This window comes from Brassicibacter mesophilus (assembly GCF_050433385.1).
GTDB lineage: Bacteria > Bacillota > Clostridia > Tissierellales > Proteiniboraceae > Brassicibacter > Brassicibacter mesophilus.
Window position 1 is genome coordinate 43503 of the sequence record NZ_JBNPXI010000018.1, and the last position, 17389, is coordinate 60891.

Annotated in this window: 17 protein-coding genes; 16 read left to right on the forward strand and 1 reads right to left on the reverse strand. The window is 32.1% G+C overall.

Annotated features, from left to right (window positions below; translation table 11 throughout):
* The first annotated feature begins 30 nt into the window (after window positions 1–30).
* From HNR33_RS16615 to HNR33_RS16675, 13 genes are all read left to right on the forward strand, one after another.
* On the forward strand, window positions 31–657 hold the full coding sequence (locus tag HNR33_RS16615; protein WP_429085357.1) for a histidine phosphatase family protein: 627 nt from the start codon (window positions 31–33) through the stop codon (window positions 655–657).
* Window positions 658–806: 149 nt separating this feature from the next.
* A complete protein-coding gene (locus HNR33_RS16620) occupies window positions 807–1922 on the forward strand; it encodes a helix-turn-helix domain-containing protein (RefSeq protein ID WP_429085359.1) in 1116 nt (371 codons plus the stop codon).
* 160 nt (window positions 1923–2082) lie between these two features.
* The gene (locus HNR33_RS16625; RefSeq protein WP_429085361.1) at window positions 2083–2568 is read left to right on the forward strand and encodes a GNAT family N-acetyltransferase; all 486 of its coding nucleotides are present in this window, start codon (window positions 2083–2085) and stop codon (window positions 2566–2568) included.
* 98 nt (window positions 2569–2666) lie between these two features.
* The gene (locus HNR33_RS16630; RefSeq protein ID WP_429085363.1) at window positions 2667–2858 is read left to right on the forward strand and encodes a hypothetical protein; all 192 of its coding nucleotides are present in this window, start codon (window positions 2667–2669) and stop codon (window positions 2856–2858) included.
* Between the two features lie 251 nt (window positions 2859–3109).
* Window positions 3110–4123, forward strand: a complete 1014-nt coding sequence (locus tag HNR33_RS16635) for a phosphotransferase (RefSeq protein ID WP_429085365.1) — start codon at window positions 3110–3112, stop codon at window positions 4121–4123.
* 139 nt (window positions 4124–4262) lie between these two features.
* The gene (locus HNR33_RS16640) at window positions 4263–5216 is read left to right on the forward strand and encodes a MerR family transcriptional regulator (protein ID WP_429085366.1); all 954 of its coding nucleotides are present in this window, start codon (window positions 4263–4265) and stop codon (window positions 5214–5216) included.
* 81 nt (window positions 5217–5297) lie between these two features.
* Complete coding sequence (locus HNR33_RS16645) at window positions 5298–5759, forward strand: pyridoxamine 5'-phosphate oxidase family protein (RefSeq protein WP_429085368.1); 462 nt, start codon at window positions 5298–5300, stop codon at window positions 5757–5759.
* A gap of 512 nt (window positions 5760–6271) precedes the next feature.
* Window positions 6272–7792: a serine hydrolase domain-containing protein gene (locus HNR33_RS16650; RefSeq protein ID WP_429085370.1), complete on the forward strand. Its 1521-nt coding sequence runs from the start codon at window positions 6272–6274 to the stop codon at window positions 7790–7792.
* A gap of 133 nt (window positions 7793–7925) precedes the next feature.
* Complete coding sequence (locus HNR33_RS16655; RefSeq protein ID WP_429085459.1) at window positions 7926–8129, forward strand: GNAT family N-acetyltransferase; 204 nt, start codon at window positions 7926–7928, stop codon at window positions 8127–8129.
* A gap of 40 nt (window positions 8130–8169) precedes the next feature.
* The gene (locus HNR33_RS16660; protein ID WP_429085372.1) at window positions 8170–8844 is read left to right on the forward strand and encodes an AAA family ATPase; all 675 of its coding nucleotides are present in this window, start codon (window positions 8170–8172) and stop codon (window positions 8842–8844) included.
* A gap of 558 nt (window positions 8845–9402) precedes the next feature.
* Window positions 9403–10095, forward strand: a complete 693-nt coding sequence (locus tag HNR33_RS16665) for a hypothetical protein (protein WP_429085374.1) — start codon at window positions 9403–9405, stop codon at window positions 10093–10095.
* 271 nt (window positions 10096–10366) lie between these two features.
* A complete protein-coding gene (locus HNR33_RS16670) occupies window positions 10367–11719 on the forward strand; it encodes a chloride channel protein (RefSeq protein WP_429085376.1) in 1353 nt (450 codons plus the stop codon).
* 247 nt (window positions 11720–11966) lie between these two features.
* Window positions 11967–12956 carry an LCP family protein gene (locus HNR33_RS16675; protein WP_429085378.1) on the forward strand — a complete coding sequence of 330 codons (990 nt, stop codon included), beginning with the start codon at window positions 11967–11969 and terminating at the stop codon, window positions 12954–12956.
* A gap of 11 nt (window positions 12957–12967) precedes the next feature.
* Here HNR33_RS16675 and murC read toward each other — a convergent pair whose 3' ends face one another.
* Complete coding sequence (gene murC, locus HNR33_RS16680) at window positions 12968–14365, reverse strand: UDP-N-acetylmuramate--L-alanine ligase (RefSeq protein WP_429085380.1); 1398 nt, start codon at window positions 14363–14365, stop codon at window positions 12968–12970.
* Between the two features lie 220 nt (window positions 14366–14585).
* On the opposite strand from murC, the gene purR reads away from it, so the two are divergent.
* The 3 genes from purR (at window position 14586) to glmU (ending at window position 17389) form a co-directional block, all read left to right on the forward strand.
* Window positions 14586–15407, forward strand: coding sequence for a pur operon repressor (gene purR, locus HNR33_RS16685; protein ID WP_429085382.1), 822 nt, complete (start codon window positions 14586–14588; stop codon window positions 15405–15407).
* A gap of 117 nt (window positions 15408–15524) precedes the next feature.
* Window positions 15525–15785, forward strand: a complete 261-nt coding sequence (gene spoVG, locus HNR33_RS16690; RefSeq protein ID WP_429085384.1) for a septation regulator SpoVG — start codon at window positions 15525–15527, stop codon at window positions 15783–15785.
* A 224-nt stretch (window positions 15786–16009) separates the two neighbouring features.
* Window positions 16010–17389 (forward strand): bifunctional UDP-N-acetylglucosamine diphosphorylase/glucosamine-1-phosphate N-acetyltransferase GlmU, encoded by a 1380-nt coding sequence (gene glmU / locus HNR33_RS16695; RefSeq protein ID WP_429085386.1) that lies wholly within the window; start codon window positions 16010–16012, stop codon window positions 17387–17389.

The window sequence follows — 17389 nt, forward strand, 5'->3', positions numbered from 1 at the left end:
TCTGAAGAAACTTTTATTTAGGGGGACATCATGACAAAACTATATTTAACGAGACATGGACAAACAGAATGGAATTTAGAGGGTAGAATGCAAGGACAAAAAGATTCAAAACTTACGGAATTAGGTGAGAAACAAGCAGAATGGCTTGGAGAAAGATTGAATGATGAAAAAATAGATGTTATCATTTCTAGCTCAAGTGGAAGAGCGATTGCAACGTCTAAATTAATTAGAGGCAAAAGAAATATAAAAATAATACCTAACGATAACTTAAAAGAAATTTATCTTGGTCATTGGGAAGGAAGGTTGCATACAGAGATTGAAAAAGTTTGGGAAGAAGAGCAGAAAAATTTCTGGCATTTTCCTCATTTGTATAAACCTGTAGGAGGAGAAACATTTTCTCAAATTTTAAATAGAGTAGGTAATGAAGTAGAAAAAATCATCTCAGAATATGAAGGAAAAAGCATACTAGTTGTTACTCATGCAGTTGTTTTAAAAGCATTGATTACATACTGTGAAAATAAAGACTTGAAGGATTTTTGGAGCGGAGCTTTTATGCACTCTACGTGTTTAAATATTTTAGACATAAAAAAGGATAGCAGAAAATTTATACTCAAAGGAGATACATCACATTATAAGGCTGAAGAGAAGGCAATATAACAAGGAATAAATGGGGTACTTATTTTTTAGTAAGATGAAGTAAGAATTTGTTTTCTCAACTAATATGCGAGTTAATTCGCATGTTGCGTTATTGGTTTAACTGAATGATTATGTTAGCATTAAGTTATTAAATTTAAGGGGGGCAATATATGACAACAGTTAAACTTAAAATTGCAGAATTGAGAAAAGATAAAGGAATAGGTCAACAGGATTTAGCAGATGTGTTGGGCGTATCTTTCCAGTCAGTAAGTAAATGGGAAACCGGTACAACAATGCCTGACATTGCTTTATTGCCAAGTATAGCTGAGTATTTTAATGTTTCTGTAGACGAACTATTAGGTCTAAAACCACTACGTCAGCAATCATACATACCAAGGAACACAGATAATCGTGATAATTGGAATGGAAAAACTGATAAGCTTTATAAAAATAGAAAATACTTTTGGAACAATGACTATCTAAGATTTCTTTTAGAAAATGTTTGGCATGTGAAATCACCAATTGATGTTATTGAATTCAGGTGTGGAGAAGGTTACTTAGGAACGAAGTTACTTGAGCTTTTGCCTAAGGGAAGTACCTACACGGGGATTGATAACGAATATTTTACTGATAAGGCTAAATTAAATTTTAATAATACTGAGTCCGATGTAAATTTTATCGTATCAGACATATATTCTCTGGAAATAGACAAAGAATATGACATAGCTATCTGTCAAGCTGGATTACGGCATATGAACAAACCGATGGAAGTATTGAAAAAAATGGTTGATTCTATTAAGAAAGACGGTCTTGTTGTTTGTGTAGATGTAAATAGAGAATTTGAAAATGATGGATTATACATTGATGACATTAGCTATGATTATCTTTGCACATCCTTTGATTTTCATAAGGTATGGAAGAAAGAATTGGAGTGTGAGGGGAGAGATTATGCAATTGGAATGAGATTACCATTTTATATGCAACAGTTAGGCTTGCATGATATTGACATTCGTATGAATGATAAAGTAATGTATGTAGACCCCGATATGCAGGATTACGAAGAGAAAGTACAAGATTTTATTGAAATTAATGGATGGGATGAATCTTTTAGTATATCCAGTAGAGAAAATACTATTGAATTATTTATGAGTCGTGGGATTGACAGAGTTGATGCGGAAGCTTATATTAAAGTGCATTCTAAAATATCAGAATATTTTAGAAATACTGAAAAAAGAAAATCATTTTTAAAAGTACTTGGGTTATTGATTACATACGGTAGAAAATGAGCATGACCAGCAGATAAGCAGTATACATTCTTAATATATTCTTTACTGGAAAGGGAAATATTTATAATAACGCAAAATTTAAGATAATGCATAATAGAACGATATAGTAAAATTGACACTTGTGTTAATTTTTTTGAAGGAGTTTATAAGGGGGTTAATCATGAAACTAAATATAAAGCAAATAAATTATAACGAGGCAAATCAAATTTCAAAATGGATTTATGAAGAGCCATATTCAATTTATAGCATGGATGAAAGTGATGACTGCATAGATGAGCTTCTTAATAATCCGTATTTTTCAGTTACGGACAGAGAAAATAATCTTTTAGGGTACTATTGTTTTGGAGAATCAGCCCAAGTTCCAGTAGGCAGACAATTTGGAGTTTATGATGATAAAGATGTTACTGACATTGGGCTTGGAATGAAGCCTAATTTGTGTGGACAAGGATTAGGATTTGGTTTTTTAAACAGTGGTTTAGAATTCGCACGAAATCAATTATCTGCAAAAAGGTTTCGTTTAACTGTAGCAGCTTTTAATAAACGTGCAATAAAAGTATACGAGAGGATAGGATTTAAGAAAGTTAATTCCTTTAAAAGAAAATCGGGAACTGGTGAAATAGAGTTTTGGGTTATGATTTTATCTTGAAAAAAATCACCTAATGCAAAGTAAAAAAGAACAGGCTTATTAAATGAGATAATGTAATTTTTACTGAAGCTAAAGGAATAAATTCAGAAATTGAAGCAATGAAACCAATAGATTTTGAGGATTCAATGTATTTTTACTATATAATCGATATTGTGTATGCTTTGCGTGACCTAGATGATTTAGACAAAGCAAACGCAAAATTAGGATTAGAGTCCTTTATAAAGAGTTACCGAACGATAAAGGAAATTAGTGATATTGAAATAGAGAGTTTTAGTAAATTTAAGACCTAGACTTATTAAAAATTGTGAGAGCTTAAAAAAGAGTCTTGAACTTGAATGATAATAAGGTGTTTGAAGGCATACCATGAAAAGCATACGTAACAACAGAAGATATTAAAACAGCTATTTGAGATTCCGGGGCTAGTGAGGTCCAAGTTTACTCAGTTAATGGTTTCGTTGTTGCTGATATAAAAAATAAGCGATAATAGTAGTATAAGAATTGTTTCATAATGCATGTAAAATATAAAAGGGAGTACAAAAAAATGAGTAATATACAGTATAATCTGCAGTTTGAAAAATTGTGTAATATTTTGCAACTTGGTGAAATAGTAGGTGTGCCTAAAGCGATATCGGGTGGGCTTTTACACAGAATGTATGCTATTGAAACCACACAAGGAAAATATGCAATTAAAGCATTAAATCCTAAGATAATGCTTAAATCTGAAGCAATGCAGCATTTTCTAAATTCAGAGCGAATTGCCAATATTGCCTTAAATAATATACCTGCCCTTCCAGCTAAAAAATTTAATGACACTTTCATGCAAGAAATAGACAATCAATTTTATCTTGTATTTGATTGGATAGATGGCAAAAGTCTGAAATCAAATGAAATCAATATAGTCCATTGTGAAAAAATAGGTACTATTCTTGCGGATATACATATGATGGATTTTTCAGAACTAGGTATAATTAATGACTGGTCAGATAATGAACAGCTGATAGATTGGAACTACTATTTGCAAAAAGGACAACAAAATAATACAATGTGGGGCAAATTGCTGCTAGAAATCATTGATAAGCTTTATGATTGGAATGAACAAGCAAATAAATCAGCAAGACTACTTGCATCAGATATGGTTATCAGCCATAGAGATTTAGATCCTAAAAATGTTATGTGGAACCAAGACAATCCCATTATCATTGATTGGGAGGCAGCTGGCTATATAAATCCTATGCAAGAGCTAACTGAAACAGCTTTTTACTGGTCTGAAACTGAAACTGGAAACATTGACAAAGAAAGATTTCTAGCTTTTATAGATGGATATAGAAAGACGTACGGAAAACTAAAAGCAAATTGGAAAATGGTCTTAATTAATGGTTTTTTAGGCAAATTAGGCTGGTTAGAATATAGTTTAAAACGGTCTCTATGGATTGAATGTACAGATAAAGCAGAGCAGCAGATGGGGACTGCTCAAGTAATGGAAACAATAAACGTCATTTGTCATTATGCAAATATGATTTCTGAATTGGGAAAATGGCTAAATAATGAGATTTGATAACAATAGAACAATAGATCAACATACATCTCTTCACTGGGGGTCGAGCATCGACCTCGAGAAATGAACGATATAAAATTGGCTTGACCTTAACGTTGGGTAAGACTATATACTGATTATGAGAGAAGGGGATGCATTTATGTCAACAAAGATAGGAGAGATTGCTGCACAGTTCAATATTTCAAATCGGACTTTACATTACTGGGAAGATTCTGGGCTTGTAAAAAGCATTAGAATGGATAATGGATATCGATATTATGATGATAATAGTATTTTTAGAATTAAACAGATATTAATGCTTCGCAAACTAAGGCTACCGATTAAGTTAATACAAGAAATATTTGAATCAGATGAATTATCGTATGCTATTATAACTTTACAAAAACATTTAAGTCAAACAAGGCATGAAGTTAAAGAACTGCAGGCTTTAAGCATTGTACTAGAACATATTATTAAATCAGTAAAAAAACAAAACAATATAATGGAATTATTAACGACTATTGATGTATCAAACAACACAGCGATACGGGAGTTTATAAATGCGCTTCAAATCACTCTCTCAGAAAGGGATGATACTGTGTCAGGATATTCAAGTTATAGTAAAGTTGGTGATGTAAGAATTGTCAAGTTACCCCCAATGGTGTTAGCTTGTTACAGAGCTGAAAGTACTACTCCAGAGGATGATTGTGCAGAGATTGTAAACAAGTTTATTTATGATAATTCACTCCATGAAAAAAATGGATTCAGACATTTTGGATTTAATAATCCGGAGCCACAAGATAACAATCCAGTTTATGGATATGAAATGTGGGTAGTAATACCTAATAATTTATTAGTACCAAATCCTTTTTATAGAAAAGAATATGAAGGGGGTCTGTTTGCAGCAGTTCCAACTCAATTGCCAATAATTGAAGAACGATGGCAGCAGCTCTGGGAATGGGTAAAGAATAATCAAAAGTATGAGATTGATTGGAATCCCGCAGCAGACCGTAGGTTGCTCGAAGAATGTATAGACTATAACAGCTTTAATTCAAGTGAAACAAGAGTAGAAGATAAACAACTAGATTTATTAGCTCCTATAAAGCGAAAATAAAATATTGTAGCACTTCAAAATATCTATATTAAGTGTGTTAAAGAAAACAGATATAGTCTACTTAACAAAGGGAGGAGAACTATGGGAAAAACAGCTAGCCAAATTCAAAAAGAAAGAATTAAAGAAATCGAAGAAAAGGCTTCTCAATTATTAGAAAAGTGTACGGTTGTAACACTTGCTTCTGTTAATGAAAAAGGATATCCACGTATATGTGCTATAACAAAAATAAGAAATAATGGATTTTCCGAAATTTATTTTATGACGTCAAAAAGGTCTCATCTAAATGGGAAATCGACTCATTTTGAAAATAATACTAAAGCAAGTGTTTGTTATTATCTTGGTGGTGACAGCGTCACACTAATTGGTGATATTGAAATAGTAACTGACATGGATGAGAAAAGAAAATTTGATGATGATTGCGATCGAAATTTCTTCAAGAAAGGGATTGAAGATCCTAAATGTTACTTATTAAGGTTTAGAGCCATTGAGGCAACATTTTGGATTGAAGGCAAATTTAGAACTTGCAAGTATAAAGCTCACTAATATTAAGAAGTGATATTCATATTATGCAAAAGATTATAGATATAAAAGAAGTTACTAATTTATTCAATAAGGTGATTTGAAAATATTTGTTAAAACTGTGAATACTGGAATCGTTAAAAAATAATAAGATTAGTACAGTCTTTGAGAGTGTAAAATTACATTGTTCAAAGACTTTTTTATATGGCAGATTTAAATGCAGTCATCTAGAAGGTATTTGGAAAATACTGTTGAATATTATATTGATAGGAAAAGATGTAAAGGCAAGTCTATTTAGGAGATACGAAATAAAGATAGAGGAAAGAAAGGAACAATTATGTATTTTTCTAACAATAAAGACTTGAAGAAATCCACGTGGTGATACAGTAATTTGATTTTACATCGTCTTAGGAAACAGCACTTTTTATAGGTGATAAAGCTATGGACAAAAGAGTTCAAAGATAAATTGGGAACGACTAGAAATAGAGTAAGGTGGCATTTATAGAAAGTTAGTAATTTAGTGGAGTGTGAATAATATGAGAACTAAAAATGTAGGTTCATTAAATCTTATTAATAGACTATGGGTTAGAGTACTAGTTGTACTAATAATCTCTTTTGTACTGGTAATATCTCTTTTAAAAAATCATATAACAGAGAATGTTAAGAAATATGCTTCTTTAGAAGAGTTCACTACCTATCTTGATGAACGTATTCCTACTTTGATGAAAGATTATGGTATTCCAGGAGTCAATATTGCTCTTATTCAAAAGGGTGAAACCATGTGGTCTAAGGCTTATGGCTATGCTGATCTTGAAGAAGGGCGAAAGATGACCACTGATACTTATTGTCGGGTAGAGTCTATTTCTAAGTCGGTAACTGTTTGGGGAGTAATGAAGTTAGTTGAACAGGGTAAGATAGGTTTAGATGACCCAGTGGAGAAACACATAAGAAACTGGGAATTCCCAGAAACTGAATTTTCAGAGGAAAATATAACAGTAAGGCAGTTGCTTATTCATACCGCAGGTATGCCTTTAGGGGATATTTTTGAACGTTATTCTCCAAAGGGAAAAGTACCTTCTTTAGAAGAAAGTTTATCTGAAGAAGCTATTCTTGTACAAGAACCTGGTTTATCATTTTCATATTCAAATACGGGATATAATTTACTTGAGTTACTGATAGAAGAGGTTACAGGTCGTGATTTTGCAGAATACATGGAAGAAGAGGTTTTTATACCACTTGGGATGCACAAATCTAGTTTTACTTGGAATGAAGAATTGAAACCTGAAGTACCAGTTGGTTATGATTTAAAAGGTAATCCTATACAGGTATATGTTTACCCTGAAAAAGCTTCCGGAGGGCTTTTTGCATGTGTAGAGGATATAGCTACTTTTGTTAGTGCCGGAATGTCAAACTATTTTTATACAGATCATGAGGTGCTTACTTCTCAAAATATAAATAAACTCTACACTCCAATGGTCAAAAAAATTGGTGGCTATGGTCTTGCCTTTGATTCATATGGACTAGGGTATTACATTGAGACTCTATCTAATGGTAAGCAAGCAGTTGCTAATGGGGGTCAGGGCGGGGGCGTAATGACTCATTTTCACGCTGTTCCTGAAACAGGTGATGGTATTGCTATTTTGACTAATAGCCAGCGAAGTTGGCCATTTTTTGCTTATATATTAAATGATTGGGCGAAATGGAATGGGTTTTCTTCAGTTGGAATGAGTAAAATTATTTGGGGACAAAAGGTACTATGGACTTTGATAGGCATAATTTTGTTTATTGTATTGTGGCAGCTTTGGAGATTAGTACAGGGTCTTATTTCTGACAGACGTAAGTTTGCACCACTATCGAAGAAGTCTCGTTTCTTACATATATTGCAAAGTAGTTTATCTATTATCCTGGTGTCAGTTCTTTTATGGTGTATTAGTCAAGATTATCTATTTATATCTTCAGTATTTCCAATAGCTTATAAATGGCTTGGACTTTCAGTTTTTGTTTTTGCCTTGACTTTATTATTTTCAGCATTGTTTCCCTACACAGAGGTAAAATAAAGATAACTGATGACTTCATATAACAGAAGATTAGGTGTATCTCAATTGAGTAAGGTCGACTCATGTGGAACAATTATTATAGCTTTATTATATTTCTAACTGTATAATAAATGGATAGAACTATATAGCTGATATTGATGTCAAGCCGGTATTTCAGAATAAGGGATATGGAACTTATATATTAGCACACTGTATTATAAATATGATTGAAAGCAAATCGATTAAAAATGTAAGACTTCGAGTTGTTAAATCAAATATTGATGCCAGAATATTATATGAAAAGAATAATTTTGTTGAGGTTGCCAGTTTTGCAGAACATACCTATGGACAAGACTAATTTTAAGAGCTAGTAAAGACAGAATTTTGGGGGGTACTGAATGATAATTTGGGTTAATGGAGCATTCGGAAGTGGAAAAACGCATACTACACATGAACTGATGAGACGAATTCCAAATTCATACGTCTATGATCCTGAAGAGGTTGGATTTTTTATTCGAGATAACATTCCTTCTAAATTAAAGTTAAGTGATTTTCAAGATTTTCCTATGTGGAGGGAATTTAATTATAAAATGCTTGAATATATCGGTAGAGAGCACGACGGGATTGTAATAGTTCCTATGACAATTACTGATAAGGCTTACTTCGATGAAGTAATTGGAAAACTAAAGCGTAAAGGGATTAATATTAAGCATTTCTCATTATTGGCTAGCAAAGAAACTTTGTTGAAGAGATTGAAGAAAAGAGGGGATGGAAGGGATTCATGGGCAGCTCAACAAATAGAGAGATGTATTAATAGTTTAAGTGATGATTTGTTTGAAGAACATATCATTACTGATAGCATGACTATAGATGAAGTTGTTGAACATATAGCTGCTGCTTGTGGTATTGATTTAGTACCTGATAATAGAAACTGGATGATGAGGAAGGTTGATAGATTTAGATATGGTGTAAGCACATTAGATTATTTAAGTGATATATTATATTTCTTCAGACAAAAGAGAATGCTTACAAAGTGGTTTTTAGGGATTTATAATAAACCACATAGGAATTAAGGGGAGAGTATGAGGTTATGGGAATTTTAAAACGACTAAATGATGACCTGTTTCAAAATATGAAGAAAGAAATCATCTTTGGATTTTTACAGATTTTTTATGGATTTATGTTAATACCTGTAACGCTTTTCCTGATCATTTCAGATACCCATAACTCAAATTATATTTACTTAAGTGCAGTTGTTCTTTGGGCTTATATCTTAGGTTTTTTGATAATCTTAGGTTTTCTGAAAAAATACGTGGCTTATGTCTACTATTTTTTCTCGCTCAAGAAGAAGTATTTAGATTCAGTAGAGAAATTCAAAAGTAAAAAAGCATACAAAATAGTTTTCGTTTTATTGATTATCTGCTGGATATATTTTTTTATTAAATTGCTAAGTAATAACTTTCAGTTATAAGTTATTAGACTCTAAGAATAAAATTGCAGGTGTTCAATAAATAGATACAAAAGGTACTTATGCTTTATGAGGTAAAAAATGAGAAGCCAAGGAGAAATGTTTGATTTAATATTCGGCATAGCCAAGGATGGCGAACCTATTCAATAGGGGTGATTATTGTATGGAAGATAAGAACGAAGAATTCTTAGGAACGTCAAAATTCAGTGAAAGTGAAAACTATTATTTTCACCTCAATTATAAATTAAGCAGAAGGAATAGAATGTTAATCATAGCATTAATATTATTAATTTCGATTAATGTTTATTTAGCATCTGGACTTGTTAAAAGAAATAAAGTAATAGATGCTTACTTTCATAATATCGTTTCACTATCAAAGCATCATATAGCTGGCGCACATACTAATATGAAAGTAGTTGAACGATCGGATGATATTAATTCAAAGATAAGATTTCTAATTAAAACCGAAGAAAACTTGGATGCAGCTAGGTCTTGTATAAGATCTTATTCTATATACTATAATTTTAAATCAACAAGCAATGATTACTATATAGGAAATGGATATGCGAGTAGTTTTTTTGAGGCGTATATACGTGTTTTACAAGAATGGACTATAGCATTTCAAAGAAGTGATAAGAATAATATACCTAGTGAAGAAGAAATTAAAGACTATATCAGTGATTTGACGGCTATAGCAAATGAATTTTCTGTTTATGCAAATATGGACTACGATGATATAATACAAATCGAAGATTTAGACTATGAAGAATTACATAGTCTATTTACTAAGTTGGCTAAAGAAACAAGAACTGAAAAGGTTAAAAATGAACTAAAATCTTTATATTTTCATGATTAGCTTTTTATATGAAATTAAAATTTCATCAATAAGTATATATAAAATATATAGGAACAAGTTATTTTTTTACATTAATATTGTCGAAATAGATAGAAAATTATTGAAAACAATAAATAAATAAGGTACAATGTATACATATGAATAGTTCGTTTGCTCTTACCTTGAAAAAAAGAACCTTTATTTAAACACAGATAGTTTAGATAAAGGTTTTGCTATGCCGTATTACAGGTGGGACATTGTTAAAAAATTATCTTTGTGTGGAGGGTGTTTAATGAAGAACAAGATCAAACAAGACTTTTTTGAGTACAGCATACTTTTATGTAGCTTAGCTAAGTGGACTGTACTAGCTGTATTTGCTGGAGGCGTGGTCGGTATCGCAACAGCATTTTTCCTTTATTTATTACACATAGGAGAGAATAACTTTACTAAGATTGACTACTACTATCTATTTATTCCTATAGCATTCTTTATAAGTTCATATCTTATAATTAAGCTTGCTCCAGATGCTGAAGGTCACGGAACAGAAAAAGTTATAGAAGCAGTGCACAAGAAATCAGGAGAAATAGATATCAAAGTTATACCAGTAAAGCTTATGGCAACTCTTGTAACTCTGATATCAGGAGGTTCTGCTGGTAAAGAAGGCCCTTGTGCTCAAATTGGAGCAGGAATAGCATCATCATTTGCAAATATGTTCAAATTGTCAGGTATGGATAAAAAAAGATTCGTAGTATGCGGTGTTAGCGCTGGCTTTGCTGGTGTTTTTGGTACGCCAATAGCTGGAGCAATATTTGCAGCAGAAGTATTATATGTAGGCAGATTTTCGTACTTAGCATTTTTACCATCTTTAATATCTTCATATGTTAGTCTAATGATAAATAAGGCTATCTTAGGTGGATATCCTGAGTATATAATTAACTTTAATAATGAAAATAGTATAAAAGGTTTCTTAGGAATGGTTTTATTTGGACTAGTTATTGGATTAGTTGCTATGATATTTATTAGAGTACTTCACATAATAGAAGAGTTTATTAAGAACATAAAAATTTACAAACCTCTAAAAGGTATAATAGGAGGAATTATATTAGTATTAGTTGTAATATTAACAGGAACAAAGGATTATATAGGATTAGGTACTGGTGTGATTGACCACTCACTAGCAGGAACGCAAGTAAGACCAATGTCCTTTATAGCTAAGATGTTTACTACTTCTGTAACATTGGGATCTGGAGGTAGTGGGGGGATATTAACTCCAATATTTTATATAGGTTCTACATTTGGTAACCTATGGGGGACGCTGATTAATAACAACATAGCCTTATTTTCTGCTATTGGAATGGTTGCATTTTTGGCTGCTACAGCAAATACACCAATTGCAGCAATCATTATGGCAATGGAGCTTTTTGGTGTAGAGGTTGCTTCACTTGCATCTATAGCATGTGTGGTAAGCTACTTAACCGTAGGACACAGAAGCGTATACCCAAGTCAGATATTAGCATTAGGCAAGACACCTTCAATTGATTTTGAGACAGATAAAGAGATAAAGGATGTAGGTAAGGTTAGGCTTGTTAGAAAAGGAATTTTGGCAAAGAAATATATAAATAGAATAGCTAATAAATCAGAATAAAGATGAGAGTACTTTACAGTACTCTTTATTTTATTGAAAATAAAGCCATTAAATGATATAATTCTTATAATTATTCTCCAAAATGTAATATAATTTTAACCTTTTATTACCTGCTGTTTTGTTATAATAATGATTAATACTGGAAAAGCAAAAACTTAGATTAAGATGAAATTATGATTATAATAGGTGACTTATGTGTTAAAAAGTTTTTTGTAATGATTCTTTACGTAGAAAGTAGGTGTATGCTTTGAAGCATTTTTTAAAGGTTTTTTCGGTTGCACTTTTATGCTTTATATTAGCAGTTGGTGCAGGAGTGTTTACTTATGTCAAATTTTATAATGCTGAAGCTGCTGAAAAAGATCCAGCAGATACAGCTAGTGGGAAAGAAGATGATAACAAGTCTGATGAAGAGGAAATCAAAGATCCGCTTCAGCGAGCAATAAGCAAAAGCAAGCGAGTTAACTTTTTGCTGCTTGGTATGGAAGGACCAAGAACTGACACGATAATGTTTGCTAGCTTTGATACAAAGTCTAAGAAGGTGGATATGATATCAATACCTAGAGACACTTATTATTACAGAAAAGGTCATGAAAGTGCAGATGCTAGAAAGATCAATGCAGTCTATGGAAATGATGGTATAGATGGTATTAAAAATGCAGTGCAGAAAGTTTTAGGGGACGTGCCTATTGAGCATTATGTAATGGTAGACTATAAAGGAGTAGCAAAGATTGTTGATGCACTTGGAGGGGTAGAAGTAAATGTACCATTCCATATGGAATATAGAGATACAACTGCTGGACAACCACCATTATATATTGACATTCCAAAGGGAAAACAGGTGCTAGATGGGAAACAGGCTGTAAAGTTTCTAAGATGGAGACATAATAACGATATGACAGTAGGATATCCTGATGGTGATTTAGGAAGAATAAAGGCTCAGCAACAATTTGTAGCTTCAGCTATAAAGAAATCTCTTAGTTTAAAGTTACCTAATGTAATAAAAGCTTGCTTTACTTACGTAAAAACAGATGTTGGATTAAGTGATGCACTAGTTTATGCAGCCAACGCTTTGGGGATAGATATGGAAAATATAAGCATGACTACCTTACCTGGAGATGGAGAGTACAAGACGATAAAAGGAACTAGGTTGTCATATTTTACTCATAATCCTGATAAGATAAAAGATATGATGATGGAGTTATATGATGTGAAGATAGAAGAGAATACTGAAAACTAAAAAAATGCGGCCTAGCAGGCCGCATTTTTGTTTTCTAACATCATTTCTCCAACTGTGTATATATCTCCAGCACCCATTGTAAGTACTATGTCACCTTCCGTAACATGACTTTTTAAATATTCACTAATCAAATTAAAACTTTCAAAATAAGTAGCATCAATACCATTTTTTATTAGGATATCTACAAGTTGTTTAGAGTGAATAAGTCCAGTATCTTTTTCTCTAGCAGCATATATATCTGCAACCAATACCTTATCGGCATCATAAAAAGACTCTCCAAAATCCTCTAGAAGTGCCTTTGTTCTAGTATAAGTATGAGGTTGAAATACGCACCAAACTTTTTTTGTTGTTAGATTTTTAATGGCAGAAAGTGTTGCCTTAACCGCAGTTGGATGATGTGCATAATCATCAATTATTTTTACACCATTTATCATACCTTTATATTCTTGTCTTCGATGAGTACCAGTGTAGTGTTGAATAGACTGTAAAATACTTTCTATAGGTACTCCACAAATATGAGTAGTTGCAATAGCAGCTAGTGAATTATATATATTGTGCATGCCCATCACACCCAATTGTACATCGTATGTTTCATTGCCATTGATTGTGAGTTTGAAATATGGAAGGCCATTTGTCATAAACTTTATATTACTAGCCTGATAATTACTGTTGTTATCTACACCAAAAGTAACTATATTGCAATTTGAGCTTTCTATTGCTTTTTTAACATTCGTATCATCGCTATTAGCAATTATATAACCATCTTTTGGTATCAGCTTAGAAAAGTCGGAGAACGTACTTATAATATGATCAAGATTTTTATAATAATCCAAATGATCTGCTTCAATATTTAATACAACTCCTATTGTTGCATAAAACTTAAGGATATTACCTTTGTATTCACATGCTTCTGTAATTAATAATTCACCATCTCCAATTTTAATATTGCCACCAATTTGATCTAATTCACCACCTAGTAGAATCGTTGGCTGCAATGGTGACTCATCTAATATAACGGATATCATTCCTGTAGTTGTTGTCTTTCCATGAGTTCCAGACACAGCAACTGAGTTTTTATAGCCTTTCATTAACTGACCTAAAAAGGTACCTCTGTCGACTGTAGTAATATTTTTGCTAGTTGCCTCAATAAACTCAGGATTATCTTTACTAATAGCATCAGTGTAAACTATTAAGTCTGCTCCTAATATATTTTCCTTATTGTGCTCTAAATAAACTTTAGCACCTTTAGACTCTAACTTTTTAAGTATAGGAGAAAACTTCATATCTGACCCAGATACTTTATATCCGTTTTCTAAAAGGATTTCGGCTAAACCACTCATACTTATTCCCCCGATACCAATGAAATGTACATGAGAGAAGTTGTGGCTATGTATGTTAAATGAAAACATAAAAATACCTCCTAAATAGGAATAACATGATATTCATATTATTTCCAATAATTATGTTATTATTATCATATTCATAATATTATCAAGTTGATACTGTGATGATTATACCATAATAGAACATTTAAAAAAAGAAAATATCTTATGCACTATTGAATATTTTGTGGATAGCGAATAAAATTAATTATAAAAGAAAACAATATTCGTGTTTAGGAGGATTTATGTGGAAAAACTGAAAAGAAATGAAAGAACAGGCGCTCTAATGCATATTTTAACTGGCAGACCTAATCATATTTTTACATATAACTATTTTACAGAGATATTTAATGCTGCTAAATCAACAATAAGTGAAGATATTGTAATTGTTAAAGAGTTAGTAGAAAAGCTTGAACTGGGATCTGTTGAGACCATAGCTGGTGCAGCAGGAGGAGTAAAATTTTTACCCAAAGTATCTAATAATCATATTGTTGATTTTTTGCATGATATGTGCAGTAAAATTTCTAAAGGCAATAGACTTATACCTGGAGGGTTTATATATATGACTGACTTGCTATATTCTCCAGATATAGCTGGGAACATAGGAAAGATTTTCGCGACTAAATTTATTAATAAAGAAATAAATTATGTAGTTACAGTTGAGACTAAAGGAATTCCTATTGCATTAATGACAGCACAGATACTAAATGTGCCACTAGTTATAATTAGGAAGGATGCCAAGGTTACAGAGGGACCTACTGTGAGTATAAACTATGTCTCTGGATCAACTAGAAAAATTCAAACAATGTCACTTTCTCGTAAGGCTATGAAAGAGGAGTCAAAAGTACTTGTAATAGATGATTTTATGAAAGCTGGAGGAACAGCTAAGGGTATCAAGGATATGATGACGGAATTCAAAGCAGAGGTAATGGGAATAGGTGTATTAATATCTACTGACGAGCCAAAAGAAAAGCTTGTTGATGATTATATTCCATTGCTAATACTTAAAAATGTTGATGAAGGTAATAAAATAGTGCAAATAGAACCTAATTTAGAAATAATATGCTGAGAATACATAAAATCAAAAAAACAAACAAATTTTGTTTAGTTAGAAGGAATTTACAAAAAAATAGAGAATATTACAAATACAAGTGAATGACAGACTCCGCGGGAAGGTGGTGAGTACATGAAGGTAACAGATGTTAGAGTCAGGAAGGTAAGTAATGAGGGGAAGATGAAAGCCATAGTTTCGGTTACATTCGATGAAGAATTTGTAGTACATGATATAAAAATAATAGAAGGACAAAATGGGTTGTTTATTGCTATGCCTAGTAGAAAGATGACAGATGGTGAGTTTAGAGATATAGCTCATCCAATTAATTCAGAAACTAGAAATAAGATACAGGAAGCTGTTTTTGCAGAATATGAAAAAGTGATGAATGAGTAAAAATAAGGGTCGGAAAGACCCTTTTTACTTTTTGGTGATTATCTTTAATTATTATTAAATTATTAAAAATTCGATTTTTTCTTGAGTTTTTATTCCCATTGAATTATATTAATAATGGTGAAGTAACTTGCTTTTTTATACGGCATAATGAAGTATAGATTACCTTTCAGAAAAATAAAATAAAAGTATAACATAATAATGGTTTTGAATAAGGAGTGTGACAAATGATACTTTCAATCATACTTGCTGCTGGAGAAGGTACAAGGATGAAGTCAAAGCTGCCTAAGGTGCTACATAAAGTTTGTGGTAAGCCTTTAGTAAGTCACGTAATTAAAGCTGCTAAAGGTGCTAACATAGATAAAAATGTAGTGGTTGTTGGTCATGGCGGCGATGCAGTAAAAAAAGCTTTAAATGAAAATGTTGAGTATGCTGTTCAGCCAATTGGCGAAGGAGTACCTTATGGAACTGGTTTCGCAGTAATGCAGGCTAAAGACTATATAGAGGATGAAAGTTATGTTATAATTCTATATGGAGATACTCCATTAATAACAAGTAAAACAATTAGTGAGCTAATAACATTTACTAAGGATGGAAATTATCAAGCTACTGTACTTACTGCAGACTTTGTTGATCCAACAGGATATGGTAGGATAATAAGAGATAGTAAAGGAAATGTAAAAGCAATAGTAGAACATAAGGATGCATCTGATGAACAGAGAGCTATTCCAGAAATAAACTCAGGAATATATTGTTTTACAGGAAAGCATTTAAAGGAAACATTAGACAGATTGGATAACAACAATGTGCAGAATGAATACTATATAACAGATGCAATAAAGATATTGAATGATTTAGGACATAAAGTAGGCGGATATAAAATCGAAGATAGCGATGAAATAGCAGGCATCAATTCAAGAATACAGCTTGCTGAAGCTGAGAAAATAATGAGATATAGAATAAACGAAAAATTAATGGTTAATGGTGTAACAATTATTAATCCTGATAATACTTATATAGATAGCGACGTAAAGATAGAAAGAGACACTATAATATATCCTGGTGCAATAATAGAGGGTGATACTGAAATAGGAGAAGACTGCATTATTGGACATGGTACTAGGATTGTAAATAGTAAAATAGGCAATGAAGTTGAAATTCAGAGCTCAACTGTATTAGAAAGTAAAATTGATGACTTTACTAAAGTAGGACCATATGCGTTTTTAAGGCCTAAGAGTGAAATAGGAAAAAACGTGAAGATTGGTGACTTTGTCGAGGTTAAAAATTCTAAAATAGATGATAATTCCAAGGCTTCCCACTTATCTTATATAGGTGATGCAGAAGTTGGAAAAAATGTTAATATAGGCTGCGGTGCTGTATTTGTTAATTACGACGGAAAAAATAAGCACAAGACTACTGTGAAAGATAACGCTTTTATTGGATGTAACGCGAACCTTGTAGCTCCAGTTACAGTGAAAGAGAATGGATATGTTGCGGCAGGATCTACTATTACGCAAGATGTTCAAGAGAAAAGCTTATCAATTGCTAGAGCTAAGCAAGTAAATAAGGAAAACTGGGTAGAAAAAAAAGGCTTAATGAAAAAATAA